This window comes from Bacillus pretiosus, from assembly GCF_051294775.1.
Taxonomy (GTDB): Bacteria; Bacillota; Bacilli; order Bacillales; family Bacillaceae_G; genus Bacillus_A; species Bacillus_A wiedmannii.
This window is the reverse complement of sequence record NZ_JBPPHF010000002.1, coordinates 762,074-789,063: the sequence shown is the minus strand read 5'-3', so window position 1 is coordinate 789,063 and position 26,990 is coordinate 762,074. Positions and strand designations below refer to the sequence as shown.

Annotated in this window: 28 protein-coding genes, 1 pseudogene and 2 riboswitches; of the genes and pseudogenes, 12 read left to right on the top strand and 17 right to left on the bottom strand. The window is 35.4% G+C overall.

Going from position 1 to position 26,990, the window contains the following annotated elements; translation table 11 throughout:
- Positions 1-10: 10 nt before the first annotated feature.
- The 3 genes from mtnA to ACSG5Z_RS12420 form a co-directional block, all read right to left on the bottom strand.
- On the bottom strand, positions 11-1,072 hold the full coding sequence (gene mtnA / locus ACSG5Z_RS12430) for an S-methyl-5-thioribose-1-phosphate isomerase (protein WP_137012407.1): 1,062 nt from the start codon (positions 1,070-1,072) through the stop codon (positions 11-13).
- A complete protein-coding gene (mtnK, locus tag ACSG5Z_RS12425) occupies positions 1,069-2,250 on the bottom strand; it encodes an S-methyl-5-thioribose kinase (RefSeq protein ID WP_088064335.1) in 1,182 nt (393 codons plus the stop codon). Before mtnK ends, mtnA begins: the two co-directional genes overlap by 4 nt.
- Before the next feature lie 90 nt (positions 2,251-2,340).
- Positions 2,341-2,483: riboswitch (SAM riboswitch) on the bottom strand.
- 71 nt (positions 2,484-2,554) lie between these two features.
- Entirely contained in the window at positions 2,555-3,418 is an 864-nt protein-coding gene (locus ACSG5Z_RS12420; protein ID WP_141542705.1) for a carbon-nitrogen family hydrolase, read from the bottom strand.
- A gap of 14 nt (positions 3,419-3,432) precedes the next feature.
- On the opposite strand from ACSG5Z_RS12420, the gene ACSG5Z_RS12415 reads away from it, so the two are divergent.
- From ACSG5Z_RS12415 to ACSG5Z_RS12390, 6 genes are all read left to right on the top strand, one after another.
- Positions 3,433-4,611, top strand: a complete 1,179-nt coding sequence (locus tag ACSG5Z_RS12415; protein WP_435711501.1) for a pyridoxal phosphate-dependent aminotransferase — start codon at positions 3,433-3,435, stop codon at positions 4,609-4,611.
- Between the two features lie 64 nt (positions 4,612-4,675).
- Positions 4,676-4,781, top strand: a riboswitch (SAM riboswitch).
- Positions 4,782-4,845: 64 nt separating this feature from the next.
- A complete protein-coding gene (mtnW, locus tag ACSG5Z_RS12410) occupies positions 4,846-6,090 on the top strand; it encodes a 2,3-diketo-5-methylthiopentyl-1-phosphate enolase (protein ID WP_137012409.1) in 1,245 nt (414 codons plus the stop codon).
- Complete coding sequence (locus ACSG5Z_RS12405) at positions 6,087-6,746, top strand: 2-hydroxy-3-keto-5-methylthiopentenyl-1-phosphate phosphatase (protein ID WP_147786673.1); 660 nt, start codon at positions 6,087-6,089, stop codon at positions 6,744-6,746. The genes mtnW and ACSG5Z_RS12405 overlap by 4 nt, the downstream gene beginning before the upstream one ends.
- Positions 6,743-7,381 (top strand): methylthioribulose 1-phosphate dehydratase, encoded by a 639-nt coding sequence (locus ACSG5Z_RS12400; protein ID WP_000811328.1) that lies wholly within the window; start codon positions 6,743-6,745, stop codon positions 7,379-7,381. The genes ACSG5Z_RS12405 and ACSG5Z_RS12400 overlap by 4 nt, the downstream gene beginning before the upstream one ends.
- Positions 7,359-7,871 (top strand): acireductone dioxygenase, encoded by a 513-nt coding sequence (mtnD, locus tag ACSG5Z_RS12395; protein ID WP_000057324.1) that lies wholly within the window; start codon positions 7,359-7,361, stop codon positions 7,869-7,871. Before ACSG5Z_RS12400 ends, mtnD begins: the two co-directional genes overlap by 23 nt.
- A gap of 310 nt (positions 7,872-8,181) precedes the next feature.
- The gene (locus ACSG5Z_RS12390; protein ID WP_000054671.1) at positions 8,182-8,457 is read left to right on the top strand and encodes a hypothetical protein; all 276 of its coding nucleotides are present in this window, start codon (positions 8,182-8,184) and stop codon (positions 8,455-8,457) included.
- A gap of 51 nt (positions 8,458-8,508) precedes the next feature.
- Here ACSG5Z_RS12390 and ACSG5Z_RS12385 read toward each other — a convergent pair whose 3' ends face one another.
- The 4 genes and pseudogenes from ACSG5Z_RS12385 to ACSG5Z_RS12370 all read right to left on the bottom strand — a co-directional run bounded on the left by ACSG5Z_RS12385 (position 8,509) and on the right by ACSG5Z_RS12370 (position 12,247).
- On the bottom strand, positions 8,509-8,841 hold the full coding sequence (locus ACSG5Z_RS12385; protein ID WP_087985115.1) for a DUF3909 family protein: 333 nt from the start codon (positions 8,839-8,841) through the stop codon (positions 8,509-8,511).
- A gap of 5 nt (positions 8,842-8,846) precedes the next feature.
- Complete coding sequence (locus tag ACSG5Z_RS12380) at positions 8,847-9,725, bottom strand: NAD(P)-dependent oxidoreductase (RefSeq protein WP_087985116.1); 879 nt, start codon at positions 9,723-9,725, stop codon at positions 8,847-8,849.
- A 4-nt stretch (positions 9,726-9,729) separates the two neighbouring features.
- Positions 9,730-10,877 (bottom strand): annotated as a pseudogene (locus ACSG5Z_RS12375) (serine hydrolase domain-containing protein).
- Positions 10,878-10,954: 77 nt separating this feature from the next.
- A complete protein-coding gene (locus tag ACSG5Z_RS12370) occupies positions 10,955-12,247 on the bottom strand; it encodes a GGDEF domain-containing protein (RefSeq protein WP_435711500.1) in 1,293 nt (430 codons plus the stop codon).
- Positions 12,248-12,577: 330 nt separating this feature from the next.
- Between ACSG5Z_RS12370 and ACSG5Z_RS12365 the strand changes: the two genes are divergently transcribed.
- The 3 genes from ACSG5Z_RS12365 to ACSG5Z_RS12355 all read left to right on the top strand — a co-directional run bounded on the left by ACSG5Z_RS12365 (position 12,578) and on the right by ACSG5Z_RS12355 (position 14,327).
- Positions 12,578-13,195 carry a nitroreductase family protein gene (locus ACSG5Z_RS12365; protein WP_000180385.1) on the top strand — a complete coding sequence of 206 codons (618 nt, stop codon included), beginning with the start codon at positions 12,578-12,580 and terminating at the stop codon, positions 13,193-13,195.
- A gap of 345 nt (positions 13,196-13,540) precedes the next feature.
- Positions 13,541-13,759, top strand: a complete 219-nt coding sequence (locus tag ACSG5Z_RS12360) for a hypothetical protein (protein WP_088064340.1) — start codon at positions 13,541-13,543, stop codon at positions 13,757-13,759.
- A 196-nt stretch (positions 13,760-13,955) separates the two neighbouring features.
- Positions 13,956-14,327 (top strand): DUF3915 domain-containing protein, encoded by a 372-nt coding sequence (locus ACSG5Z_RS12355; RefSeq protein ID WP_137013680.1) that lies wholly within the window; start codon positions 13,956-13,958, stop codon positions 14,325-14,327.
- A 97-nt stretch (positions 14,328-14,424) separates the two neighbouring features.
- Here ACSG5Z_RS12355 and ptsP read toward each other — a convergent pair whose 3' ends face one another.
- The 4 genes from ptsP to glcT form a co-directional block, all read right to left on the bottom strand.
- Positions 14,425-16,137: a phosphoenolpyruvate--protein phosphotransferase gene (gene ptsP / locus ACSG5Z_RS12350; protein ID WP_435711499.1), complete on the bottom strand. Its 1,713-nt coding sequence runs from the start codon at positions 16,135-16,137 to the stop codon at positions 14,425-14,427.
- Complete coding sequence (gene ptsH, locus ACSG5Z_RS12345) at positions 16,137-16,400, bottom strand: phosphocarrier protein HPr (RefSeq protein WP_000411080.1); 264 nt, start codon at positions 16,398-16,400, stop codon at positions 16,137-16,139. The genes ptsP and ptsH overlap by 1 nt, the downstream gene beginning before the upstream one ends.
- 136 nt (positions 16,401-16,536) lie before the next feature.
- Positions 16,537-18,600, bottom strand: a complete 2,064-nt coding sequence (gene ptsG / locus ACSG5Z_RS12340; RefSeq protein ID WP_000473194.1) for a PTS glucose transporter subunit IIABC — start codon at positions 18,598-18,600, stop codon at positions 16,537-16,539.
- 339 nt (positions 18,601-18,939) lie between these two features.
- A complete protein-coding gene (gene glcT / locus ACSG5Z_RS12335; protein ID WP_001067321.1) occupies positions 18,940-19,788 on the bottom strand; it encodes a glucose PTS transporter transcription antiterminator GlcT in 849 nt (282 codons plus the stop codon).
- 165 nt (positions 19,789-19,953) lie between these two features.
- Between glcT and ACSG5Z_RS12330 the strand changes: the two genes are divergently transcribed.
- Entirely contained in the window at positions 19,954-20,760 is an 807-nt protein-coding gene (locus ACSG5Z_RS12330; RefSeq protein WP_088608107.1) for a Cof-type HAD-IIB family hydrolase, read from the top strand.
- A gap of 70 nt (positions 20,761-20,830) precedes the next feature.
- Here the strand turns inward: ACSG5Z_RS12330 and phnF are convergent, their stop codons facing one another.
- The 6 genes from phnF to ACSG5Z_RS12300 form a co-directional block, all read right to left on the bottom strand.
- Complete coding sequence (phnF, locus tag ACSG5Z_RS12325; protein WP_002194085.1) at positions 20,831-21,562, bottom strand: phosphonate metabolism transcriptional regulator PhnF; 732 nt, start codon at positions 21,560-21,562, stop codon at positions 20,831-20,833.
- Complete coding sequence (gene nagB, locus ACSG5Z_RS12320) at positions 21,492-22,280, bottom strand: glucosamine-6-phosphate deaminase (protein WP_435711498.1); 789 nt, start codon at positions 22,278-22,280, stop codon at positions 21,492-21,494. The genes phnF and nagB overlap by 71 nt, the downstream gene beginning before the upstream one ends.
- Positions 22,281-22,284: 4 nt before the next feature.
- Positions 22,285-23,427, bottom strand: coding sequence for an N-acetylglucosamine-6-phosphate deacetylase (gene nagA / locus ACSG5Z_RS12315; RefSeq protein WP_002107769.1), 1,143 nt, complete (start codon positions 23,425-23,427; stop codon positions 22,285-22,287).
- A 207-nt stretch (positions 23,428-23,634) separates the two neighbouring features.
- Positions 23,635-24,537: a ComEC/Rec2 family competence protein gene (locus ACSG5Z_RS12310; protein ID WP_001257286.1), complete on the bottom strand. Its 903-nt coding sequence runs from the start codon at positions 24,535-24,537 to the stop codon at positions 23,635-23,637.
- Positions 24,538-24,615: 78 nt separating this feature from the next.
- Complete coding sequence (gene scpB, locus ACSG5Z_RS12305) at positions 24,616-25,188, bottom strand: segregation/condensation protein ScpB (RefSeq protein ID WP_000375162.1); 573 nt, start codon at positions 25,186-25,188, stop codon at positions 24,616-24,618.
- 158 nt (positions 25,189-25,346) lie between these two features.
- Positions 25,347-26,090, bottom strand: a complete 744-nt coding sequence (locus ACSG5Z_RS12300) for a segregation/condensation protein A (protein ID WP_001199757.1) — start codon at positions 26,088-26,090, stop codon at positions 25,347-25,349.
- Between the two features lie 169 nt (positions 26,091-26,259).
- Here ACSG5Z_RS12300 and ACSG5Z_RS12295 point away from each other — a divergent pair, with 169 nt between their 5' ends.
- The gene (locus ACSG5Z_RS12295; protein WP_000510194.1) at positions 26,260-26,355 is read left to right on the top strand and encodes a YjcZ family sporulation protein; all 96 of its coding nucleotides are present in this window, start codon (positions 26,260-26,262) and stop codon (positions 26,353-26,355) included.
- A 97-nt stretch (positions 26,356-26,452) separates the two neighbouring features.
- Positions 26,453-26,971 carry a DUF309 domain-containing protein gene (locus ACSG5Z_RS12290; protein WP_000283609.1) on the top strand — a complete coding sequence of 173 codons (519 nt, stop codon included), beginning with the start codon at positions 26,453-26,455 and terminating at the stop codon, positions 26,969-26,971.
- The last annotated feature ends 19 nt before the right edge of the window (positions 26,972-26,990 follow it).

Below are 26,990 nucleotides of genomic sequence, written 5' to 3'. Positions count from 1 at the left end.
AAACAAGCTATTATGTATTAGCTTGTCTTTCAAATAATGATGCAATTTCCCGTTTATAATCTCCGTATATGATGCCGTTTTCAGTAATAATACCTGTAATTAATTCATTCGGTGTTACGTCAAATGCAGGATTATAAACATCAGTTCCAATTGGCGCCACTTGTTTCCCAAAAATTTTCGTAACTTCGGTTTCATCTCTTTCTTCAATAACAATTTCTGTACCTGTTTGTTTCGTAATATCAAACGTAGATAACGGAGCTGCAACGTAAAATGGAATATCGAAATAATTTGCTAATATAGCTAAATTCATTGTTCCGATTTTATTTGCTGTATCTCCATTTGCGACAATTCGGTCCGCTCCTACAATAATCGCGTTTATTTCTTTCGTTTGAATAGCATGAGCTGCCGTATTATCGGTAATAAGTGTTACATCAATATTTGCCTGTTTTAATTCCCAGGTCGTTAAACGCCCGCCTTGTAAAACCGGTCTCGTTTCACACGCATACGCATGTAAACGTACACCTTTTTCTTTCCCAATATAAAACGGTGCTAATGCAGTACCATATCTAGCAGTTGCAATACTTCCAGCGTTACAAATTGTTAAAATGTGATCACCATCTTTAAAACATGTTAATGCATGTTCTCCAATACTCCGGCATACCGCTTCATCTTCTTGCTGAATGAGAAGCGCTTCTTCTTCTAATTTTTTTTGTGATTCTTTTATTGTAGTAATTTCTCGAATTGATTCTCTCATACGATCGATTGCCCAAAATAAATTGACTGCTGTTGGGCGTGACGTTCCTAAATAATTACAATCTCTATTAAACTTCTTTTGAAATTCTTCCATATGTACAGTATTATATTTTTTTGATGCAAGTGCCAAGCCAAATGCAGCTACAATTCCAATTGCAGGTGCTCCTCGTACTTCTAGCATGACAATACTTTTCCATACCTCTTCAATCGTCGTTAATGTTTTGTATTCTGTACTATGCGGCAACTTTGTTTGATTTAATACTGCAATGGCATCACCTTTCCAACTGACAGATCTCGGAACAGTAACAATTGTACTCATGCTTTTATCCCTCCAGAAACTGTCTGTTGAAATAATGTTCGGAACAGTTGAATATCAGCACTCTTAGATTCATATTTTATTAGTTCTTTACCTAAGGATAACGCTTGTTTCTTAGCTTGAATTCTCGTTTCTTTATTTGCTATTCCATCTAAATCAGCTACATGCGCTAAGCCAATTGTTCTACGGATAAGCTCACATCCGGCAAATCCAACGGCATCCGTAAAAATATTTTGCAAAATAATTGGCAACCATTGTTTCTCTTTCGTATATGCTTCTACACCTTCTCCAATCCATAACTTCGTAAAAGCTTCTACAAAATAACTCCATGTTTTCTCAATATGGAAAAATAGCACACTTCTTTTTTCCTCTTCACGGGATAGTGCATTTAATAATAAATTTGCAATAAATTGGCCAAGATCAAATCCACATGGACCATATGTTGCAAATTCTGGATCAATTACTTTCGTTTCAGCAGGGGATGAAAAAATACTACCAGTATGTAAATCACCATGAATAAGCGCTTCTTTTCTCGTTAAAAATTTATATTTATACTGTGCTACTTTTAATTTTAAATTTTTGTCACTCCATAGTTCATCCACCGCTAGTTGTAACTCTGGTTCATAATCATTCGTATCATAATGACTAAACGGATCTGTAAACACTAAATCTTCCGTGATTTTACTAAGATCTGGGTTTACAAATGCACCTTCTAGTACCCTTTTCTCTTCTGATTGTAAACCGAAATCTGAAGTATAAAACAACACATGTGCTAGAAAGCGACCAATATGTTGGGATAAAAGCGGGTACTCCTCTCCATCTATTAATCCTTTTCTTGCAATTGTTAGCCTTGATAGATCTTCTATGACTGTTACTGCTAACTCTTCATCATGACTGTACACTACCGGCACATATTCCGGCACATACTTCGCAAAAATTTGTAATGCTTTACTTTCAATCGTCGCTCTTTTTATAGACAGTGGCCAGCTCTCACCAACTACTTTCGCATATGGCAGTGCTTGTTTTATTATAATAGACTTCTCTCCATCATCTAATTTGAACACGTAATTTAAATTTCCATCTCCAATTTCATGACAAACTACATTTGCTTTCTTTTCAAAATAACCGTGTTCTTTCGCATATTGTATAGCTGTCGTTTCAGTTAATGAATAATATCCCATCGTCTTCTCCCCCTTTTTTAATTCAGAGGTTTTTCTGACGTAGAAAAACCTCTTTCCACAAAGAAAGAGGTTTGAAGTTTATCTTCTCCCCTCTTATCTGCCAGAAAGGTTTACTTTCTGCTGGAATTAGCACCGTGCCTTTTGGCGTAAATAAACGCCCCATTTCACAATGGTATTACGGTCGGTTGCTGGGCTTCATCGGGCCAAATCCCTCCACCTGCTCTTGATAAGAGTTGTATAATTTTTTGAATTTTTAACTTTATGTTGAAGACTATACCAAGAATAAAAATCACTTGTCAACATTTTATTTGTATAATTCTGGACGACGATCTGCAAAAACTGGAATTCCTTTGCGTACTTCTTTAATTTTCTCAAAATGAAGCTCTCCCAATAAAATTGATTCTTCTTCATTCGCTTCTACAACAACTTCGCCCCAAGGATCGACAATTAAAGAATGACCGGCAAACTCATTATTCGGATCCTTTCCTGCCCTATTACATGCAACAACATAACACTGATTTTCAACTGCTCTTGCTTGCAATAACAAACGCCAATGCGCTAAACGAACCAATGGCCATTCTGCTACAACAAATAAAACTTTTGCACCTTTCGCAGTATGAACGCGCATCCACTCTGGAAAACGAATATCATAACAAATTGTGCCGGCGCACTCTACATCATCTAGCCTAAATTCACCTGTACTATTTCCAGCGATTAAATATTTATGTTCATCCATAAGCTGAAATAAGTGCACTTTACTATATTCATTGACTAGTTCTCCTTCCTTGTTTACCACATACATTGTATTTGTAACACCTTGTTCTGTTTGCTTCGCTATAGACCCACCGACAATATGTACACCATATTGCTTCGACCATTCTTTCAGCTTTTCTTTCGTTTGCAATCCATCCCTATCTGCAATTTCAGTAAGCCTCGTTAAATCATATCCCGTTGTCCATAGTTCTGGTAAGACAATCACATCTGGTCTTTCCTTCATCGCTTCGCTTATTTTATTTTTAGCATTCTCAATATTTTTTTCTACATCTCCAAAGACAATATCCATTTGAATACATGCGACTTTCATTTTGTCAGCCCCATTCTTAATTTTTTCTTTACAAAATACTGGAAAGATTATATCATTTGTCACTAGAATTGTAACAACTTTCAAAAGAGGTGGAAAGTATGAAATTATTTCAACCTTCTGAGATAGTAACATCATTGCCTACACAATTTTTTGCTTCACTTGTTGCAAAAGTTAACAAAGTCGTTGCAGATGGTCACGATGTTATTAATCTAGGTCAAGGTAATCCAGATCAACCAACACCGCAGCATATCGTAAAAGCTTTACAAGATGCTGCTGAAAAGACCATTCATCATAAATACCCACCATTTCGCGGACACGAAAGTTTAAAAGAAGCCGTGGCAACATTCTATCAACGCGAATATGATGTAGTAGTAAATCCAAAAACAGAAGTTGCTATTTTGTTTGGTGGAAAAGCTGGATTAGTAGAATTACCACTTTGTTTTACAAACCCTGGTGATACTATTCTCGTTCCAGATCCAGGCTATCCAGATTATTTATCAGGAGTTGCTTTAGCAAAAGCACAATTTGAAACAATGCCGCTTATTGCAGAAAATAATTTTTTACCAGATTATACAAAAATTGATGCCGCTACCGCTAAGCGTGCAAAGTTAATGTTTTTAAACTATCCAAATAATCCTACCGGTGCTACTGCATCAAAAGGTTTCTTTGATGAAACCATTCATTTTGCTAATAAACATAATATATTAGTCGTTCATGATTTTGCTTACGGTGCTATTGGATTCGATGGTCAAAAACCTGTTAGTTTCTTGCAAGCAGACGGTGCTAAAAATACAGGTATTGAAATTTACACTCTATCGAAAACTTTCAATATGGCTGGATGGCGCATCGCTTTTGCTGTGGGGAATGAAAGTGTGATTGAGACAATTAACTTATTACAAGATCATATGTATGTTAGTATTTTTGGTGCAGTTCAAGATGCTGCCCGCGAAGCACTATTAAGTTCACAGTCTTGCGTAATAGACCTTGTAAATAGTTACGAATCTCGAAGAAACGCTCTTGTTTCAGCTTGTCACTCAATTGGTTGGAATGTAGACATTCCAACAGGCTCATTCTTTGCATGGCTTCCTGTTCCGAAAGGATATACATCTGAGCAATTTTCTAATATTTTACTAGAAAAAGCACACGTTGCAGTTGCTCCTGGTGTTGGATTTGGTGAACATGGCGAAGGGTATGTCCGTGTTGGTCTCTTGCATACAGAAGATAGATTAAGAGAAGCCATTAATCGAATTGATAAATTAAATTTTTTCAAAAAGTAATTGACAACATGAAAAATATCTGACAAAATTCAGTTATCTTAAAAATTTAAACATTTCTAAATACTTCTTATCAAGAGCAGGTGGAGGGACGAGCCCGACGAAACCCGGCAACCGATCTACAATTGTAGACACGGTGCTAATTCTCGCAGCATTATGCTGACAGATAAGGAGCTGGTTGTAAAAAAACCTCTCCTTAGCTGAGAGGTTTTTTTATTTAACTAGGAGGTTTTAACAATGAGCGGAATTATAGCAACGTATTTAATCCATGATGATTCACATAACTTAGAAAAAAAAGCCGAGCAAATTGCACTCGGTTTAACAATTGGCTCTTGGACTCATTTGCCACACTTATTGCAAGAACAATTAAAACAGCATAAAGGCAACGTCATTCATGTTGAGGAACTAGCTGAACAAGAACATACCAATTCGTATTTACGTAAAAAAGTTAAACGCGGGATTATTAAAATCGAATATCCGTTATTAAACTTCAGTCCGGACTTACCAGCAATTTTAACAACTACATTCGGAAAGCTATCACTTGATGGTGAAGTGAAATTAATCGACTTAACATTTTCAGACGAGTTAAAACAATATTTCCCTGGTCCAAAATTCGGGATAGATGGTATTCGAAATCTTTTACAAGTGCATGAGCGTCCCCTTTTAATGAGTATTTTTAAAGGAATGATTGGACGAAATATTGGGTATTTAAAAACGCAATTACGTGATCAAGCAATTGGTGGTGTAGATATAGTAAAAGATGATGAAATATTATTTGAGAATACATTAACACCACTTACGAAACGCATTGTATCTGGAAAAGAAGTTTTACAATCCGTATATGAAACATACGGACATAAAACGTTATATGCCGTAAATTTAACAGGACGAACTTTTGATTTAAAAGAAAATGCGAAACGCGCAGTGCAAGCTGGGGCAGATATTCTATTATTTAATGTATTTGCTTACGGACTAGATGTAATACAATCACTTGCAGAAGATGATGAAATCCCAGTTCCTATTATGGCACACCCTGCTGTAAGTGGTGCTTATTCATCATCCAAGTTATATGGAGTTTCCTCTCCATTATTACTAGGAAAGCTACTACGTTATGCTGGGGCTGACTTTTCATTATTCCCATCTCCATACGGAAGTGTTGCACTAGAAAAAGAGGAGGCTCTTGCCATCTCAAAACATTTAACTGAAGACGATGCATTTTTCAAGAAGAGTTTTTCTGTTCCGTCTGCTGGTATTCACCCTGGTTTCGTTCCCTTTATTGTACGAGATTTCGGTAAAGATGTTGTTATTAATGCTGGCGGCGGGATACATGGACATCCAAGTGGGGCGCAAGGGGGCGGTAAAGCTTTCCGTACTGCAATTAATGCTACTTTGCAAAATACACCACTCCATGAAGTAGATGACATAAATTTGCATAGTGCACTACAAATATGGGGAAATCCCTCTCATGGGGTGAAATTATGAGTATTCAAGTATTTTGTGATTTCGATGGCACGATTACAAATAATGATAACATTATGTCCATTATGGAAAAATTCGCACCACCAGAAGCCGAAGAAGTAAAGAATAGAATTTTATCACAAGAGCTGTCTATTCAAGAAGGTGTTTCTCAATTATTTCAATTAATACCTACTAGTCTACACGATGATATGATTCAATTTTTAATAAAAACTGCTGAAATCCGTAGTGGTTTTCATGAATTTATACAATTTGTAAATGAAAATAACATTTCTTTTTACGTTATATCAGGTGGAATGGATTTCTTCGTCTATCCACTCTTACAAGGAATCATTCCAAAAGAGCAAATTTACTGTAATGAAACAGACTTTTCAAGTGAATTCATTACAGTTAAGTGGCCTCATCCTTGTGATCATCATTGTCAAAATCATTGCGGATTATGCAAATCATCTTTAATCCGTAAATTAAGTGATACGGATGACTTCCATATTGTGATTGGAGATTCAATTACTGATTTACAAGCTGCGAAACAAGCAGATAAAGTATTCGCTCGCGACTTCCTTATTACAAAGTGTGAAGAGAATTATATTGCTTATACACCGTTTGAAACATTTCACGATGTTCAAACCCAATTAAAACATTTGTTGGAGGTGAAATCATGAAACAACTTTTTCGTCAATGGTATGACTTAAGCGAGATAAAAAAAGAATTAACAACACGAAATTGGTTTCCAGCAACGAGTGGTAATATTTCTATAAAGGTTAGTCATGAGCCACTTACTTTTCTTATTACAGCAAGTGGTAAAGATAAAACAAAAACTACTCCAGATGATTTTCTATTAGTAGATCATCTAGGGGTTCCCGTATTAGAGACTGAATTACGCCCTTCCGCAGAAACAATATTGCATACACATATTTATAACAATACGAATGCTGGGTGCGTACTTCATGTTCATACAACTGATAATAATGTCATCACAAATTTATATAGTGATGCAGTCACCCTTCAAAATCAAGAAATTATTAAAGCTCTCGATATTTGGGAAGAAGGTGCAACAATTCACATTCCTATTATCGAAAACCATGCCCATATCCCAACGCTTGGAGAAAACTTCCGAAAGCACATACAAGGAGATTCGGGAGCAGTATTAATTCGTAACCACGGTATTACCGTATGGGGCCGAGATAGCTTTGATGCAAAGAAAAGATTAGAAGCTTATGAGTTTTTATTCCAATTTCATATAAAACTATTATCAATTCAAGGAGGCGTTTCTAATGGCGCAAATTCGTATTCATGAAGTAAATACTCGCATAGAAAATGAAGTAGAAGTATCTAAATTTCTACAAGAGGAAGGCGTTTTATATGAGAAATGGAACATCTCTAAACTTCCTACTTATTTAAATGAAAATTATTCGTTAACAGATGAAAACAAGGCTGAAATATTAGCTGTGTTTTCAAAAGAAATCGCTGATGTTTCAGCGCGCCGAGGTTATAAAGCACATGATGTAATTTCACTTTCAAATAGCACACCTAACCTTGACGAATTATTAATTAATTTCCAAAAAGAACACCATCATACCGATGATGAAGTTCGCTTTATTGTTAGTGGACATGGCATCTTTGCCATTGAAGGAAAAGATGGCAAATTCTTTGACGTTGAACTTGAGCCAGGCGATCTCATATCTGTTCCAGAAAATGCAAGACACTATTTTACCTTGCAAGATGATCGTCAAGTTGTAGCTATTCGTATTTTTGTTACAACTGAAGGCTGGGTTCCAATTTATTAAGGTAGTTAGTTGAATAAAAGGACTTGGATCCCCTTTTCCAACCTTTTATTCACTCTACATATATACATCCTCCTATGGAACAGGCTTATTTCAAAAAATGAAATAAGCCTGATTTTTTATGTACCTAACCTTACGATTCCTTTCGTTCAAAAAAAACAACCTCCCCCTTCTATTTTTTAAGTGTATTTCTGAACTTTTTTTGAACATTTATTGAACTTTTTTTGAATTTTTTCTGAAAATTCTGTTTTACGTATGGTATACTACTATTAAATAAAAAGGAAAAGAATATCGCAAACAGAGGGGGATAATCATGAGTTTACTTATCGCACTTATACTAGGGGTTACGTGTGGAGCACTTCCTGTTATTCTAGGAGCTATTATGGAAGAGTTAGAAGTTGGTGTTTTAGGTTTTGTCGCATCTTGTGTAAGCGCTTTATTTTTCGGTTTATTCGGCGCTATTCCTGTTTCAATTCTGTGTGCATTTTATATAGTACGCCATGCTCGTGCAAAACAATTTGGTCCTAATCACATCGCGCAAGTTATTCCATTCCCAATTGAACGATGCCGCCGAGCTTCTAGCTTATAATTATAAAAATTAAATATACCTAAATAAATAAAAGTCCTCAAATGAGGACTTTTATTTATTTTCTTCTAGAAATTGAAACAATTCTTGTAAATGTAGGACATCTTCACTATAGCTAACAGATACGTGACATATACCGTCAATCTCTGCTTGCATATAAAGATCAACCCCATCTCGATCATATTTCAATGCCAAATAAAAATCCATTTCTTCTAACATCTTTTTTGAAGCTCGAATAACATAATGCCCCTTCTCATCTCTTCCATATTCGAATTCCGGCTCAAAATCATATTTTTGTTTAAAAGCTTCTTTTTGTTTTGCACTAATTTGTATACAAGTTGTTCGCTGAACAGTATCAATCATCTCATCAAATTTTTGAAGATCCATCTCATTTACCCCCTTATGTATTTTTTGTATAAAACTTGTGTTCCGCTATTCTCTTCCCCATCTTTCATTAACTCCTCATACAATTCCTTCGCCAAACTTAAACCTGGCACTGGCAATTGCAATTTTTCAGCCTCATCTAAAGCTATCTTCATATCTTTCATAAAATGCTTTACATAAAACCCTGGTTCAAAATCTCCCTTTAACATTCGGGGAGCTAAGTTACTCAATGACCAGCTACCTGCTGCTCCCGTTGAAATACTCTCTAATACTTTATCTGGGTCTAGTCCAGCTTTTTTCGCATAAGCAACAGCTTCACATACTCCAATCATGTTAGAAGCAATCGCAATTTGATTGCACATTTTTGTATGTTGTCCACTTCCAGCTGGTCCTTGCAACTGAATATTTGTCCCTAGTTTTTCAAATAACGGTAAACATTTTTCATATATTTCTTTTTCGCCACCGACCATAATTGCGAGCCTTGCTTCTTTCGCACCAACGTCTCCTCCAGATACAGGCGCATCTAACGTATATACATTCTTACTTTTACCGGTTTCGTTAATACGTTTTGCCAATGTTGGTGTAGATGTCGTGAAATCAATTGCTATCGTACCTTCATTTGCATTCTCCAAAATTCCATCTATCCCAAAATACACTTCTTCTACATCATGTGGATATCCAACCATAGTCATTACAACATCAACTTGCTTCACTAACTCTTTCGGTGTATCACACCAATTCGCACCATCTTGCACTAAAGAGTCTGTCTTCGTTTTCGTTCTATTATATACATATACTTTATAGCCGTCTTGCATTAAATGACGCACCATACTTTTTCCCATTACACCAATACCGATGAAACCTATTGATACATTTTTACATTCCATTTTCTCATCCCCTTTGTTCTAATAAATCACTTACCATCTTTCGAAACTCATTATTAAAATCATCATCTATACTATTTTTCACATTTGAAAATAATATAACAAAAGTGCCTTTTTCTTTATTAAAATTATTGAAAGTGTTCCAACCAGATAGTACACCATGATTATGAAAATAATCCGGATATATGTAAAAACTATATGCATATTTTCGTTCTGTTGAAGGTGAAAACATCGCTTGTCTACTTTGCTCAGAAAGAAGTTTCCCATTTATAATCGCTTCGTCTAACTTCTTCATATCACCAACTGTCGTATACATCTCACCGCACCCGTATAACCACTCCATTAACAATTTTTGTGCAGGTTCAAGCACATTCTCTTTCTTTACATATCCTTTAGTAAAATGCTGATCTCCCTGAACCATATTTCCCATACCAGATTCATACATTTCTGCTTTAGTAAATATATTTTCTTTTATGTAATCTCCTAAAGGTTTTTTTGATATACTTTCTATAATATAGGCAAGCACCATATAATTATAATCTGTATATCTCCAGCCTGAGCCTGGTGGAAATTCTAATTTTTGACTTCCAATCCAATTTACTAAATTTATACGAGAAGCGGCATTCACTTTCCCTTTTCCACTTTCCGGTAAACCTGATGTATGTGTTAACAAATGATATAAGGTAATATTTTTATCTACTGGAAAAGAGGGAATATATTTATTTACATTATCTTGAATATTTAACTTCCCTTGTTCCTGCAGCTGTAAAATAGATGTTGCTACAACGGTTTTCGTAATAGAACCGACACGATATTTTGTTTGAGGCGTATTCTCTATCTTATATTGAACATCAGCATATCCATATCCTTTATTCAATATAACATGCTCTTTATCTGTTACTAAAACTGTCCCATTAAATTGCTTTCCTATTAAATATTGATCTAACTTTTGAGATATACTAGCATAATCAATTTGTTGTTCTTTTTTTCTTCTATATTCTCCTGTACTTCTGATTCAATAGTAGGATTCACCTTAGTTGTCAATACAGTGCTTCCCTTTATATTGGGGTTATAGAAAAAATAGTATACTCCACCACAAACTACATCAGACAGCGAAGCCATCGTCATTATTTTTTTATCATGTTGTTCCTCCATAATTCCTTCGTTCAAAATCCCCCCTACATTCTATTATCAAACAATAAAAAAAAATCGCAACAATTTGTTGCGAAAAATCACTTTTTTTCTTTTCTATATACACACACTTGATTTTTTCCATTTTTTTTCGCTTCATATAATGCAATATCCGCTCGTTGCATTAATTCTTCTCTTGTAATCCCTTGTTCATATAACGCGACTCCAAAACTCGCTGTTAATTTCGAAATTCCGGAGAACTGCTTTGTTTCAATGAAAAATCGTAATGATTCCGCAACCTGAAATGCTTCTTTTTCTACTGTGTTAGTTACTAATATAATAAATTCTTCTCCTCCCCACCTTGCAAATACATGTTGCTGCTCCACTTTAGATTTCATAAGCTCTGCAAGCTGAATTAATGCTAAGTCACCAAAATCATGGCCATACGTGTCATTTACTGTTTTAAAATTATCTATGTCAAATAAAATAAGTGCTATTTTTTCATCGTTACGCATTGCATTATCCCATTCTGCCTCTAGTATTTGTTGGAACTTCAAACGATTATAAATCTCTGTTAACGAATCTATCATAGCAAGCCTTTCTTGTTCTTGATAGATTTCATCTAATTCTGTAATCTCTGTACACTTCACAATAAATCTTGATAAATCTTCTGGCAGTGGTGTCGCGCGCAATAAAAAAGTTGACACTTCCCCTTCATAATTGTACATCTTAATTCTTCTATCATATGATAATGTATCATCTAACCATGTTATATCGTGAGTTGTTGAATAGTATCCGTTTTCTCTAATAAAATGTTCAGCAAATACTAAATGTTGCTCACGATAGGCAAATAAATTTTCATATCCGAAAAACTCTAAAAAATTTGTATTACAATCAACAATCTCATCGTCTTCTACTATAAATAATAGATCATTTTGAAAATCAAACATCGTTTGAAGTAATTCTTGTTGCAAACTTACTTGCCGCACTAAAGAAAGCTGATACAAACTCTTATTCACTTCCTCTAACACCATTTGTGGAGTCACAGGAGCTATCACAATATTACGTATTCCTAACGTAAGCACCTCTGCAAACTCGCTTGTTATCTGTTGATCCCAAATGACAATAAATGTACTCTGTGGATTATACATATTCTTTATATATTTTATTTGAGAAAAATCTGTTACATACATAATTACAATATGTGGTTTTGTTCTCTGAAACAATAATTCTCCTTCTTCAAAACTATTTGCTATAAACATACATTTTGGATGAATATTTTCTATCGTTTGTTGATGTGTACATCCATTTTCTATATAAAGGACATTTAACTGAAGATCTTGTAATACATTTTGGAAAACCGTATTCTCTAATAAAAAATGTAGTATGTTCATCACTAGTCTTCACTCACTTCATATATCTTGTTCTACTGCATTCCTCACAAACATTTTATAAAAAGACTGTTCTCTAAATACTTTAATGAGTGAGGGATACATATTAACAAGCTAATTGAGAATGCTCTCTTCGCTTTTTCTCTATAAATTCCTTTTCTAGTGTATGATTATAGGAATTGTATCGTTTGTATGAATGCCCTAGCTTCCTCTTTAAAACTTGACAATTAAAATAAAGATATTATATTCTTAAATTCGACAACTTACAAAATGTAAGTAGAATATATTACATGTATTTTTTTATAATTTGATATGTTACTTGGAGGATATATAATGACAAACGACAACTTTTTTAATGTTCTATACGAGCGCACATCTACACGTGCATTCAACCCAGAGAAAGAAATTTCATCTACAGAGTTACACGAGATTTTAAAGGGAGCTGCTCAAGCACCTTCTGCTTGGAACTTGCAGCACTGGAAATTCCTTGTATTCCAAGGTGAAGATGTACAGAAACGATTGCATCCAATTGCTTATAACCAGCAACAAATACTTGATGCTTCTGCTGTAGTCGCTATTTTAGGTGATTTAGAAGCTTATAAAAACGTTGAACCAGTTTATGGTCCAATTGTAGAACAAGGATTTATGAAAGAAGAAGCAAAAGAGCGCTTAGCTAAAAATATTGAGTCTGCATATGCTCGTGAGCAATTCCCAAGAGATGCAGCCTTTTCAAATGCATCTTTAGCAGCAATGCAACTTATGCTTGCGGCTAAAGCAACTGGCTGGGATACTTGTGCTATTGGTGGTTTCAACCCACAAGCACTTACAGAAGAATTCAATGTTTCATCTCGTTACGTACCAATTATGCTTATTACAATTGGTGAATCAACTTTAAAAGGTCATCCTGCACCACGAATGAGCGTAGAACAAGTGAGTGAATGGGCAAAATAATAAAGTGAAACTATAATCGGTTTTTATGGACAGTTAATCCTCCGCCTAACTTCTTTGCTTTCGCTGAATTTTGAGGTGGGGGTCTTACTGCTCTTTAATACAGGATAAAAAAGAAACGAAGGTAATTTCATTACCTTCGTTTCTTTTTTATCCTGTCACACACCCGTAATATTACAATGTATTATTCGACATCTATACATAAAAAAACAGTAAACTTTATGCTATTCCCATACACATAAATGACGTTTCATGTCGAATTTTGTTAAAGTATCGAAATATAACCGTGTGTTTTTGTTACAATTATGATACAATGATAACAAATAGATAACAAGAGAGGGATTTTCATTGAGTTCATACGGAAGCTTTATCGCACTTTTAAGTTACATAGTAACTGTACTTCTGTTATATTTTATTGGCGATGCTACAAACATATCAGTGTTACAATTCCCAAAAGAAGAAGCGTTCAAATTAGACGCAGAAAAACATACTGCAAGATCCATTGCACCACTACTCTTAGCTCTCCCTGTATATATCATCGTTTTATATAAAAGTAAAAAAGTGTAAAGCCTACCTATTTCATTCATTTCGGTGGTCTTTACACTTTTTTGTGATATTTTCCCTATTTTAAACATCATTCCATACTAAACACCCAGCTAGTCTTTTAAAATGAGAAAATCCCCCAGAAAAAAATCCACTCTCTGTCCAGTCACTCACTACCGAACTTACATAGATTATAAGTGTGAAGGGGGTGATGAGGATTATGTTTGGATCATTTGGATGCTGTGATAACTTTAGAGACTGTCATCATCGTGAAAGAGAGTGCGACCATCGTGACCATCGCGAGAAAGAGAGAGAGGTAAAACCACAACAACCAGCTGTATGTAACGTACTTGCTAGCATTTCAGTTGGAACAGAACTTTCTCTTTTAAGCATTAGAGGTAACGGAACATTCAACAATGTAATTTTTGAAGGTTTCGCTAACGGCGTTGCTCTTTTCTCTGCTTTAGCTCGTAATAACAATGACAAAGATAATAAAGATAATAACAAAGATGATAAGCACAATCAAAACCGAAATACTTTTACTGGTATTTTACGTGTATGCCCAACTGATATCGTTGCTATCGCTATCTAATTCCGTTCCTTATCCTCTATAGTAAGAAAATAAGATTTACTTTTCTCATAGAAAAAACCTGAGACCGATTTCAAATCGACTCAGGTTTTTTTATTGATTATATGCTTTTAACTAGTTCAACAACTTCTTCAGCAGTTGACATCATTAATGCTTTTTCTGCTAATGTTTCCATTTCTGCTTTTGACAACTTGCTTAGTTGTGTTCTTGCAGGAAGAATAGATGTTGCACTCATACTGAACTCATCTAAACCTAATCCTAATAATAATGGGATAGCAAGTGAATCGCCCGCCATCTCACCACACATGCCAGCCCATTTGCCTTCTTTATGAGCAGCATCGATAACCATTTTTACAAGACGTAAAATAGATGGGTTATATGGTTGGTATAAGTAAGCTACTTGTTCGTTCATACGGTCTGCAGCCATTGTGTATTGAATTAAGTCATTTGTTCCGATAGAGAAGAAATCAACTTCTTTTGCGAATTGATCTGCTAATACTGCTGAAGCTGGGATTTCAACCATCATACCCACTTCAATAGAATCAGAAACAGTTGTACCCGCTTCTACAAGTTTCGCTTTCTCTTCTAATAAGATTGCTTTCGCTTGACGGAACTCATCAAGAGTTGCAATCATTGGGAACATAATTTTTAAGTTACCGTATACGCTAGCACGAAGTAATGCACGAAGTTGTGTGCGGAACACATCTTGCTCATCAAGACATAAGCGAATTGCACGGTATCCTAAGAATGGGTTCATTTCTTTTGGTAAATGTAAGTATGGAAGCTCTTTATCTCCACCGATGTCAAGTGTACGAACAACAACAGGTTGACCTTCTTTTACACCTTCAAGAACTGCTTTATACGCTTCGAACTGCTCTTCTTCTGTTGGAAGATTGTCACGGCCCATGTATAAGAATTCTGTACGGTATAAACCAACGCCTTCTCCGCCATTATCGATAATACCTTGTACATCATTTGGTGTTCCGATATTTGCAACAAGCTCAACGTGATGTCCATCAATTGTTACAGTAGCTTGGTCTTTTAATTTTGCCCATTCAGTTTTTTGCTCTTCAAATTTCGCTTTCTTTTCTTCAAAAGAACGAAGAGTTTCTTCTGATGGATTTACAATTACTTCTCCATCTAAACCGTCGATGATTACGATATCGCCGTTTTGGATTTTCTCCATAACAACTTTCGTACCAACAACTGCAGGAATTTCCATAGAACGAGCCATAATTGCAGAGTGAGATGTACGTCCACCGATATCAGTTGTAAAACCTTTTGCATACTTACGGTTTAACTGAGCTGTATCAGATGGTGTTAAATCTTCAGCAATGATGATTACTTCTTCAGAAATTGTACCAGGGTTTGAGAAGTTAATTCCTAGTAAATGTGCAAGAACACGTTTTGTTACGTCACGAATGTCCGCAGCGCGTTCTTTCATATATTCGTTATCCATGTTTTCGAACATAGAAATAAACATGGATGCAACTTCATCCATTGCAAATTCAGCATTTACTTTTTCACTATTTACTTTATCTTTTACTGGGTTTACTAGTTCTGGATCATTTAACACTAATAAATGTGCTTCAAAGATCGCAGCTTTATCAGCACCCAGCTCAGCAAAAGCATGGTCCTTAATTGCTTCTAATTCAGTTTTTGCTTTCTCAAGCGCAGCGTCTAAGCGTGCAATTTCAGCAGCTTCGTTTGTAATTGATTTCTTTTCGATGTTAAATTCAGGATTCTCAAGTCTGAAAGCCTTTGCAATAGCAATCCCACTTGATGCAGCGATCCCTTGAATATTAAGAGTCATTATTCTCCTAATCCTTCGTTTTTCATAGTTTCTTCGATAGCTGCTAGTGCTTGAGCTGCATCATCACCATTTGCAGTGATTTTAATTTCTGCGTTTTGTTGAATGCCTAAAGACATAACGCCCATGATTGATTTTAAGTTAACGTTTTTTCCGTTATACTCTAAGTTAATGTCAGAACCAAATTTGCTTGCAGTGTTTACAAGTAGAGTTGCTGGACGAGCATGAATTCCTGAGTCGCTAGTTACTTTAAAGATTTTTTCCATGATAATTTATCTCCTTTAAATTACAGTATTTTTTTAGTTGTATAGACGTGAGTACTACATCATCTATTGTATATAATAGGCGATGTTCGGTCAACCACATCGCCTATTATAATTATAAACATTTTGCGTCAAATTCCTACTGAATGTCAATAATAGCGTTTTCGCCCTTCTTAACATTTCCATCTTTTTTCAATTCGACTTGTTGTCCTTGTTGTAAATTCGTAAAGACAATTGGTGTAATGATAGATGGTGCATTTTCTTTTACAAATGCAAGATCTACTTTTAATAATGGTTGTCCTTGTTTCACTTTGTCGCCTTGTGCTACAAGTGCTTCAAAACCTTCACCATTTAATTTTACAGTATCAATACCGAAGTGGATTAAAATTTCTTTTCCACCTTCAGATTGAATACCAATCGCATGCTTTGTAGGGAATACGTTGACGATCTCACCGTTAACTGGAGAAACTACTGTTCCTTCTGTTGGCTCGATTGCAAATCCGTCTCCCATCATTTTTCCTGAGAATACTTGATCAGGTACTTCTGTAATCGGTAAGATTTTCCCTTCAATTGGTGATACGATTGTTTCGTTTTCATCAACTTGTTTAGGAGTTTCTTCTACCTTTACAGGCTCTTCTTTTTCAACATGAGGTGTACGACCTGACATAATATCATGAATTTGTGATTTTAATGTGTCAGATTTCGGTCCAAAAATAGCTTGAATGTTATTTCCAACTTCAAGTACACCAGCTGCTCCAAGCTCTTTTAAGCGATCTTTGTTTACATTCTTTTGTTCGTTAACTTGAACACGTAAACGAGTAATACAAGCGTCTAAAGAAGCAATGTTTTCTTTACCACCAAGTGCTACTAATACTTCACGTGGAAGTTCTCCTGCTTCTGTTTTACCTGCGCCGTCATTCGCATTTGCTACTTCACGACCAGGTGTTTTTAAATCCCATTTACGGATTGCAAAGCGGAATCCGAAGTAGTAAATAACTGCTAGTACAAGACCAACAATAATTACCCACCACCATGCTGTACGGCCTGGCAGTACACCGAATAACATAAAGTCGATTAAACCACCAGAGAATGTCATACCAATTTTAACACCTAAAATTTGCATTGTCATAAATGATAGACCAGCGAATACTGCGTGAATTCCGAATAGTACTGGTGCTACGAATAAGAATGAAAATTCAAGTGGTTCTGTAATACCTGTTAAGAAAGATGTTAATGCAGCAGAACCTAAAATACCAGCTGCTAATTTTTTATTTTCTGGACGTGCTTCATGGTACATTGCTAATGCTGCTGCTGGAAGACCGAACATCATGAACGGATACTTACCAGTTGTAAATGTACCTGCTGTTAATTCTACACCGTCTTTTAACTGTGCCATAAAGATTTTTTGGTCACCACGGATTAATTCGCCAGCTGCATTTGTATACTGACCGAATTCGAACCAGAACGGTGAATAGAAAATATGATGTAATCCGAATGGAATTAATGAACGTTCAATTAAACCGAATATGAATGCTGCTAATGTTCTATTTGCATCAATCATTTGATGTGAGAACGTATTTAAGCCACCTTGAATGTATGGCCAAATGAAACACATGATTATACCTACTACTAAAGAGAATGTTGCAGTTGCGATCGGTACGAAACGCTTACCTGCGAAGAAACCTAAGTATGATGGTAATTCAATGTTGAAGTATTTATTGTAGCAATATGCCGCTACTATACCGACGATAATACCACCAAACACTCCCGTTTGTAGCGTTGGAATTCCTAATACGTTTGCATATGCTGGATCTGTAAATCCAATTTTTACTGGGTCTGCTCCAGAACTTGTTACTTTCACTAGCTTATCTACTTCTAAGAACACACTCATCGTTTTGTTCATAATTAAGTAGCCGACGAACGCTGCTAATCCAGCTACTCCGTCTCCACCAGCTAAACCAATTGCTACCCCAACTGCGAATAATAATGCAAGGTTAGCGAAAATAATATCACCAGATTGTTCCATAATTTTTGCTACCATTACGAACCAATCTGCTTTTAAAGCAGGAATAACATTTGTTAACTGTGGATTTTGAAATGCATTACCAAATCCAAGTAAAATACCTGCTGCCGGTAAAATCGCTACTGGAAGCATTAACGCTTTTCCGACTTTTTGAAGAACACCAAAGATCTTCTTAAACATGGAAACCCTTCCTCTCTTATCTATATTGATACCTTCCGACAAACGCCAAAAAGACATGAGGAAAAAAAGATAGAACGATAGCTATACAAAGGGTAGTATATCCCTTTCTCAAGCTTACATTCCTTGCTTTTCTCCACTCATGCCTGATCGAATCAGTAACACGTGTCAAAAATAGGTTTACGTATAAGTTCACTATAATTAAGGCAAACGTTTTCGTTACTTACCTTAATGTGTTTGTCGAAATTTGTATAACTTTGCAATAGTTATTATACATAACTATTGTAAGCGATTCAATGATTTTTTTTAACGTTTTCATTTTAGACAAAAATATATGTCTTTTTACACATGCTCTGCTTTCACTAAGCGCTGCAGGTGCATCGTTAAATATATGCTCTCTGCTTCATACACAGGAAGTTGCAATTCTTTTTGCATGACCTTAACTAGCTTCCAAGCTAAATTATAACAGACAGGATATTCTGCCTTTAATAAATCAGCAAAACTTTGTGATTCCTCTACTTTTTCCCCTTTTTTTACCCGTTCAATTGCGTATTGTAAATGACGGATAAGGCGTAAATAGTGGATACTTTCTTGGTCTAATGTAATTTGTAAGTTTGTCTCAATTAAAGATACAAGCTGTGCAATGAGACGGGAGTTTTGATTAACTGAAGATAAATCTGAATTTGTAAGCGAACTGTAAATATGGAGTGCAATAAAACCAATTTCTCCTTCTGGCAATGTAATTTGTAAACGAGAATTTAAAAGGTCTACAACACCTTCAGCAATTTCATATTCCTCTGGATAGAGCATTTTCGTTTCAACTAAAAAAGGATTATCAATTGTAAGTCCTTGTTTTAACCGCTTAATCGCAAAAGAAATATGATCTGTTAAAGCGATATGAATATGTTCATTCAATGGTGATTTTGCTTTTTCTTGAATGTAGAACATAATATCATTCATTAATTCAATTAGTTTTTCACTCACATGCGGCACTAACAGTTTGTATTGTTCACGATCACGTTCATTTTTTAAAACAAACATTTTTTCAATTTGTTCTTGCTCCAATACATCTTTCGCTTTTTTCCCAAATCCAATTCCTTTACCAATCACTACTACTTCCTCATGTTCAGGATGGCTAGCAATGATGACATTATTATTTAAAACTTTTTTAATTTCTAGATAATTATTCATATAACACCACCCTCGTACTTAAATAGCCTGCTTTTATGTTACAGAACATTCTTCTTTGTCGTCAATGTAAAACATCTACCATTTTATAAAAATTCATTTTTTAGACATGTTTATATATGATGCGTATAATGTAAGAGCAACTGTACATAGAAAGGAGATAACAACATGATTAAAATGTTTGTAAGTGATATCGATGGTACAATGATGCAACACGGAGGGTTAATTGACGAACAAGATATTGAAGCACTTCGTAGTCTTGCTGAGCAAAATGTTATTCTTTGTTTCGCTTCTGGCCGATTGGATAATGAAATTGCAGACTTAATGAAAACTGTAAATACAAATTTCCATCGTATTAGTGTAAATGGTGTTTTCGTGTACACACATGAAAACAAGCAACTATTATCCGCAACATTCGATTCGAGTATTCTACCTGATCTGTTAGCAATGACAAATGAAGATCCTTATTTTCGTTATGTAAGTGATGAGCATAATTATTACATTGAAGAGAAAACACCGTTCATTCAAGAGCTTGAACAACAAGTAACGATGACTTCTGTTGAAGAACCGCATCTATTACAGAAAATTGATGATACAATTTTCCCAAATAAAATCTCTGTCGGTGGAACAAAGGAAAGCTTACAACTCCTTCAGAAAAAAATTGATGAAAAATTCCACGGAAAAGTTAGTACATTCATTTCAGCAGAACAATGTTTAGATGTAATGCCACCTAATATTAGTAAAGGGGCTGCTATTTCTGTTTTATTAAAAGAGTTTCAACTACAACCAGAGGAAGTTGCTTGCATAGGGGATTCTTATAATGATATCCCGATGTTTTCTTTAACTCCTCACAGTTTTGCTATGTCTCAAGCAGATGAAGCAGTAAAAGAACACGCTCACTATGTAGTAAATACAGTTAAAGATGCTGTTAACCACGTAATTACTCATAATAAAAATACGACTCACTCCTTGTAAGGATGAGTCGTATTTTTTCTTTACATGTTAAACAATTTGACATTAACTGTACTTCACGAACTGAAATATATTATTTGTTACGTGCGATGTTTGTAATAAACTTATAACGATCCCCACGATAAATACATTTCACATACTCTAACGGTACTTCACCTTCTGAATATGACCATTGACGCATTACAAGCACTGGCGCCTTTTTAGGAATATGCAGATGTTCAGCTTCATTATCCGTTGCAATTGAAGCTTCAATTGATTGAGTAGCGCTAACAAGTTTAAAGCCCAGTTTTTTCTCTAAATGTTCATATAAAGATTGTTGCAATATTTCTTCGTTAATATCTTTTACAAGAGCTGGCGACAAATATGTCGTCTCAAAAGCAATCGGTTCATCATCAGCTAAACGTATACGCCTCACTTCATAAACCGACTCTCCCTCCTGTATTCTCAACCGGTCTGCTATTTTCGCAGTAGCTGGAACTAGGCGGAAACTAAGTAATTGACTACTTGGGTTCATCCCACGAGAAATCATATCTTCTGTGAATCCCGTCATTCCTTGCAATTTTTGTTCCACTTTCGGAAGTTGGACAAACGTACCGATTCCACGTTTCCGATATAAATAACCTTGTTCCACTAAATTATTAATCGCCTGTCTGATTGTCATACGACTCACTTCGAACTTATCGCAAAGTTCATTCTCAGATGGGATTTTATCTCCCGGCTTCCATTCGCCGTCCTCAATTAGCTGTTTCACCCACTCTTGAATCTGATAATAGATCGGAAATGGTGAATACTTGTCGATGTTCATCAGCAATCGCCTCACTGCATAAAGATAGAGCTTCTTGATCAGCGATTACGGTTACATTCGGATGACGTTGTAAAACTGTAGCAGGACACGCTTCGCTATATTCACCTTGCAATAATTCTTTCACAGCTTCTGCCTTTTTAGAACCCATAGCAACAAGTAGAATTTGTTTCGCTTTCATAATGCTTCCAATTCCCATTGTAATCGCATGCGTTGGCACATCTTCTTCTTTTTCGAAGAAGCGAAGGTTTGCTTGGCGTGTAGATTCTGTTAATTCAATAATGTTTGTTGGAGAATTAAACAGTGTTCCTGGTTCGTTAAATCCGATGTGACCGTTTTCACCGATTCCAAGAATCTGTAGGTCAACTGGGTTAGCAGCTAGAATGCCCTCGTAACGTTTGCACTCTTCCTCTAAATCACTTGCCATCCCGTTTGGTACATAAGTTTGTTTAAATGGAAGATGATCAAACAACTGTTCTTGCATGAAATAGTGATAGCTGTTTTTATCTTCATGTGGTAAATTTACGTACTCATCTAAGTTTACAGTGGTTACACGGCTTGTATCAAGTTTATTTTTTCGCATTTCTGCATAAATACCTAATGGAGAGCTTCCTGTAGCCATTCCTAATGTTGGATTTTCTTTTGTTTTTACAACTTCTTCAATTAATTTATATCCTGCTTCTGCTAGTTCTTCTGGAGTTTTTACAACAAGAATATTCATTTAATTACTTCCCTTCCTTCATATGAATTCCTAAACGAACCGTATCATATACATGTAAATCTTCATTCATCACAACAAAGTCTGCATCTTTTCCTACCGCTAATGCACCTTTATGATTTAATCCAAACTCTTCTGCTTGGTTAACTGATGTCATCAGTACTGCATCTTCGATTGAACAACCTGTAAATTCAATTACATTTCGGAAAGCTTGATCCATTTTTAGAATACTACCAGCTAACGTTCCATCTTCTAATCGAGCACTACCATCTTTTACATGTACTGGCTGTCCGCCAAGCTCATATAATCCATCTTCAAGACCTTTTGCACGCATTGCGTCAGTAATAACACTTACTTTTTTCGGTCCTTTTAATTTATATGCTAATTTCACCATATCAGGGTGAATATGAATACCATCTGTAATTACTTCAACCATTACATCTGGATTTAATAACACATGACCAACAACTCCTGGTTCTCGGTGATGTAATCCACGCATTTGATTGTATAAATGCGTTGCATGTGTAATGTTTCTATTTTTTAGTTGCGCATCAATTGCATCTGTATGCCCCATTGTGCCAACAACACCAGTTTCAGCAAGATACTGCTCAAACTCTAACGCACCTTCTTCTTCAGGTGCATATGTTACTAATTTAATTAGATTCCCGCTTGCTTCCTGCCATTGTTTAAATTGTTCAATATTCGCAGGAACAATATGTTCAAGTGGTTGTGCACCTGCACGTTTTTTTGAAACATACGGTCCTTCTAAGTGAATATATTCGAAATGTGCTCCTTTTTCTTTCGCTTCCTTCGCAGCATGTAGTGCCGCTTCGATTGCTTCTGGAGCTTGTGTCATTGTTGTTGGAAAGTAAGTTGTAACTCCTTCTTTTAACATTTCTTTACCTAGAGTTACTAATCCATCGCTATTTGCATCCATCGCATCAATATCGTATCCACCATGAATATGAACATCAATCATACCTGGAATCACAATCTTCCCTGCTGCATCTAAAACCGCTTCATTTTCTTGTGATACATATTGAGCCATCAAACCAATTTCTTTAATTGTTTCTGCGTAACGAATAAATCCGTTTTCCACTACTTCTTGACCTGTATAAATTTTGGCATTGATGACAACTTGCGTTTTCATTTTCATCGATCCTTTCCCATGAAATACCTACTTGTTATTATTACCTTATTCGCCTAATTCCATCTTAATATATGCACGAGTAGTTGTCTAGACATTCGAATGAAATTTCCTCTTTGTTTAACAAAAAGGAAACTTAGTACGTCTCTTGCAATTATAATATATGTTATTCAGTTTTCCAAAAAGGGAGAATATCCCCTATCATATTACTCACTTAAGTAATGGCATTAATCCACTAGAGCCTATTGTAATATGCTCGCCGTCTGTTTCCATTTCTACTGTACGTTTATTTGTTCCATATATCATTATACCATGCTGTTTTAAGCGTCTCACTACACTTTGATGCGGATGTCCATATGGATTTCTGCTTCCATATGAAAGAATCGCAAACTGTGGTTCTACTTTTTTTATAAACATTTCACTTGTTGAAGTATAGGAGCCATGATGTCCCACCTTTAACACATCTGCATGTACATCAAATTGCTTTAATATTTCAGTTTCCGTCCGCACATCAGCATCACCCATTAGTAAAAAATCCGCTTTTCCGTATCGTACCTTCAACACAATTGAAGATTCATTATTTTCATCTTTTGATTTCCCATTGTTTAATACTTGTATGGAAACATGCGGATCTAGCGGTATGTATTGTCCCTCTTTTACTGAAACGAAAGGAATTCCTCTTTTTTTAATATGATTCCGGTATGTGTGATACGTAAAAGAACTATATGTTTTTCCACTATCTAATATAAGCGATACCGGCATTTGCTCTACAATCGGAATAAGTCCTCCAATGTGGTCCATATCAGGATGCGTACTGACGATAGCATCTAAATGGTTAATCCCTTTTTCGATTAGTTTTTGAATGATAACCTCTCCGGCTTCATAAGGTCCCCCGTCAATTAACATCGTTTGTCCATTTGGTAATGTAATAAGTGTCGCATCACCTTGTCCAACTTTTAAAAAACTCACTTTCATTTTACCAAAATGTTGCCGCTGCATATGTAAAGGAGACGCGGTATGAATAGACATCATATATCTTTTAGCCGATGCACTATTTAAAGAAAAGCATAACAAAACAGAAACTAACAATAAAATACCTCGCATACTTCTCATAACTCGTCTCCTTTTTTCAATTAGTATGGCACGGTATATAATTGATATACAAAAAAAGCTTAGCAAAATGCTAAGCTTTTATTTCGATATCTCCTGTAAAGAACCAAAGAATAAATCTGCTTCATTCATTTGTTCATTCTCTTCAGAAAGTGCCGGTAAATCATCTAATGTTTTCAATCCAAATGTATCCAAAAATTCTTTCGTTGTTCCATATAAAATAGGACGCCCTGGCCCTTCTGCTCTTCCCATTTCTTTTATAAGTAAGTGTGAAACTAACGTTTGTAACGCCTTATCGGTTTTCACCCCTCTAATCTCTTCCATTTCAGTCCTTGTAATAGGTTGACGATATGCCACAATCGCTAACGTTTCTAAAGCAGCTTGAGAAAGTGAAGCAGCTGTTGGGATATCTATTAATTTTTGATAGTACGAAGCATGTTCTTTCTTTGTAGCAAAACGATATACTTTTGCATACTGTACAATTTGCAAACCGCGGTGTGCACCTTCACATTCTTTTTGCATTTCTTCTAAAATATCGATTACTTCATTTCCTTCAATCTCAAGCACTTTCGCTATTTGTTCTGGATAAATCCCTTCATCACCAGAAACAAATAAAAGCCCTTCAATGATTGATTTCTGTTCTTTTCTATCCATTTTACGAGCTCCTTCCTCCAATTTTCTCCATAAAAATACACATCAAAAAACCGAATCACAATCAATGCGTTCGGTTCAATATTTTTTCTCTTGTTCCAAACGATACATTCAAACCTAGCATGAGATATATTATTCCCATCCCATTTTCCATACTAAATCTATGCAGATTTAGTAGAGCTTGATACGAAAATTTCATCAAAATTATGTTCTTGTTCAATTATGATTTGTTGATTTTTCATAAGCTCAAGAACCGCTAAAAATGTTACAACCATTATTTCCCGTTCATCATCAACAAACAAATCATAAAAACTTTGACGACCACCTTGTATTTCTAACTGTTTTAAAATATCAATCATGCGCTTTTCAATTGGTATTTCTTGACGAGTAATACGTGTTGTTACAGGTTTCTTTGCTTTTTTACGGCGCATTAATTTTTGAAATGCCGCTAGCATATCATATAACGTAACATCAAGAGGCAAGTTTGTCTCCTCTTCTTGTTGTAACGATGTAAAATCAATTGGCGGACGTGTATATAGCTGTGCTCTTTCTTGTTCTCTTTCTTTTAGCTCAGTAGCAACTTGCTTATATTTCTTATATTCAATTAACCTCTCCATCAATTCTTGACGAGGATCATCTATAAAGTCATCACCGTTATCAAGTACATCTTCTTCATGTTTCGGCAACAACATTTTACTTTTAATTTGTAATAAAGTCGCAGCCATTACTAAATACTCACTTGCAACATCTAACTGTAGTTCTTTCATCGTATGAACATAAGATAAATATTGCTCTGTAATTTCCGCTACAGGAATATTATATATGTCAATTTCATAACGATGTATTAAATGTAACAATAAATCTAAAGGCCCTTCAAAAGCCTCTACTTTAAAATTATACTGCACAAAGCATCCCACCACATTTTTTCTATAACAACATAAGTATAGAGCATACTCATGTTCTATCCAACCTTTTTAAGAAATTTAATTAAAAATAGACCTATGCCTATATCATCATGCCCACCGCTTCATATGATAACAGTGTAGTAAGAACAATGTAGGAGGTCAAAAAACTATGGGTCACGTTGATTGCGGTTTTAGCGGTGGGTTCGCATTACTTGTTGTATTGTTTATTTTACTAATTATTGTAGGGGCAGCTTGCTTCTGCTAATATGAACAATAACGACTAGGGACAATTCCCTAGTCGTTTATTGTTTATATTTCTATGATACACTTGTATTTATAACCGTTAAACAGGGGTGAAGAAAATGTATCCTACCGAATACATACAATTTTTAATTCATTTTCACGGAGATTATGATTATTTTGAATGCCACGAAACACTGGAAGAATATTGGAAAACAAAACCGAGAGGAAATCGTGATAATTATTTAGTCGGTCTTATTCAAATTGCAGTTTCTTTATACCATCAAAGACGCTCTAACTGGAATGGCGCAGAGAAGATGATGAAAAGCGCCATAACGATTTTAGAAAAAAACAGTGCACCTTTACTACGTTTAGGAATAAATCAGACACAACTTCTATGCTTACTCCAGGATAGATTGCAATCTATACAGAAAGAAGAGAGTTTTACACCGTTATTTTTACCGTTATCGGATACAGCATTAGAAAAGCACTGCATGGAATTATGTCAGAAACAAAACCTTCCTTGGAAAGACGTGAATGCTACTTCTAATGAATATATAATACATAAGCACACATTACGTGATCGAACAGAGGTCATCGCTGAACGAAACGAACAATTACAAAAAAGAAAGCAGAGATAATAAACCACTTATCTCTGCT

Coding starts and splice junctions, on each gene's coding strand:
- mtnA (WP_137012407.1), bottom strand. CDS start 1,072: ATGAGTACAATTGTTACTGTTCCGAGATCTGTCAGTTGGAAAGGTGAT.
- mtnK (WP_088064335.1), bottom strand. CDS start 2,250: ATGGGATATTATTCATTAACTGAAACGACAGCTATACAATATGCGAAA.
- ACSG5Z_RS12415 (WP_435711501.1), top strand. CDS start 3,433: ATGAAATTATTTCAACCTTCTGAGATAGTAACATCATTGCCTACACAA.
- mtnW (WP_137012409.1), top strand. CDS start 4,846: ATGAGCGGAATTATAGCAACGTATTTAATCCATGATGATTCACATAAC.
- ACSG5Z_RS12405 (WP_147786673.1), top strand. CDS start 6,087: ATGAGTATTCAAGTATTTTGTGATTTCGATGGCACGATTACAAATAAT.
- ACSG5Z_RS12400 (WP_000811328.1), top strand. CDS start 6,743: ATGAAACAACTTTTTCGTCAATGGTATGACTTAAGCGAGATAAAAAAA.
- mtnD (WP_000057324.1), top strand. CDS start 7,359: ATGGCGCAAATTCGTATTCATGAAGTAAATACTCGCATAGAAAATGAA.
- ACSG5Z_RS12390 (WP_000054671.1), top strand. CDS start 8,182: ATGAGTTTACTTATCGCACTTATACTAGGGGTTACGTGTGGAGCACTT.
- ACSG5Z_RS12385 (WP_087985115.1), bottom strand. CDS start 8,841: ATGGATCTTCAAAAATTTGATGAGATGATTGATACTGTTCAGCGAACA.
- ACSG5Z_RS12380 (WP_087985116.1), bottom strand. CDS start 9,725: ATGGAATGTAAAAATGTATCAATAGGTTTCATCGGTATTGGTGTAATG.
- ACSG5Z_RS12370 (WP_435711500.1), bottom strand. CDS start 12,247: ATGAACATACTACATTTTTTATTAGAGAATACGGTTTTCCAAAATGTA.
- ACSG5Z_RS12365 (WP_000180385.1), top strand. CDS start 12,578: ATGACAAACGACAACTTTTTTAATGTTCTATACGAGCGCACATCTACA.
- ACSG5Z_RS12355 (WP_137013680.1), top strand. CDS start 13,956: ATGTTTGGATCATTTGGATGCTGTGATAACTTTAGAGACTGTCATCAT.
- ptsP (WP_435711499.1), bottom strand. CDS start 16,137: ATGACTCTTAATATTCAAGGGATCGCTGCATCAAGTGGGATTGCTATT.
- ptsH (WP_000411080.1), bottom strand. CDS start 16,400: ATGGAAAAAATCTTTAAAGTAACTAGCGACTCAGGAATTCATGCTCGT.
- ptsG (WP_000473194.1), bottom strand. CDS start 18,600: ATGTTTAAGAAGATCTTTGGTGTTCTTCAAAAAGTCGGAAAAGCGTTA.
- glcT (WP_001067321.1), bottom strand. CDS start 19,788: ATGAATAATTATCTAGAAATTAAAAAAGTTTTAAATAATAATGTCATC.
- ACSG5Z_RS12330 (WP_088608107.1), top strand. CDS start 19,954: ATGATTAAAATGTTTGTAAGTGATATCGATGGTACAATGATGCAACAC.
- phnF (WP_002194085.1), bottom strand. CDS start 21,562: ATGAACATCGACAAGTATTCACCATTTCCGATCTATTATCAGATTCAA.
- nagB (WP_435711498.1), bottom strand. CDS start 22,280: ATGAATATTCTTGTTGTAAAAACTCCAGAAGAACTAGCAGAAGCAGGA.
- nagA (WP_002107769.1), bottom strand. CDS start 23,427: ATGAAAACGCAAGTTGTCATCAATGCCAAAATTTATACAGGTCAAGAA.
- ACSG5Z_RS12310 (WP_001257286.1), bottom strand. CDS start 24,537: ATGAGAAGTATGCGAGGTATTTTATTGTTAGTTTCTGTTTTGTTATGC.
- scpB (WP_000375162.1), bottom strand. CDS start 25,188: ATGGATAGAAAAGAACAGAAATCAATCATTGAAGGGCTTTTATTTGTT.
- ACSG5Z_RS12295 (WP_000510194.1), top strand. CDS start 26,260: ATGGGTCACGTTGATTGCGGTTTTAGCGGTGGGTTCGCATTACTTGTT.
- ACSG5Z_RS12290 (WP_000283609.1), top strand. CDS start 26,453: ATGTATCCTACCGAATACATACAATTTTTAATTCATTTTCACGGAGAT.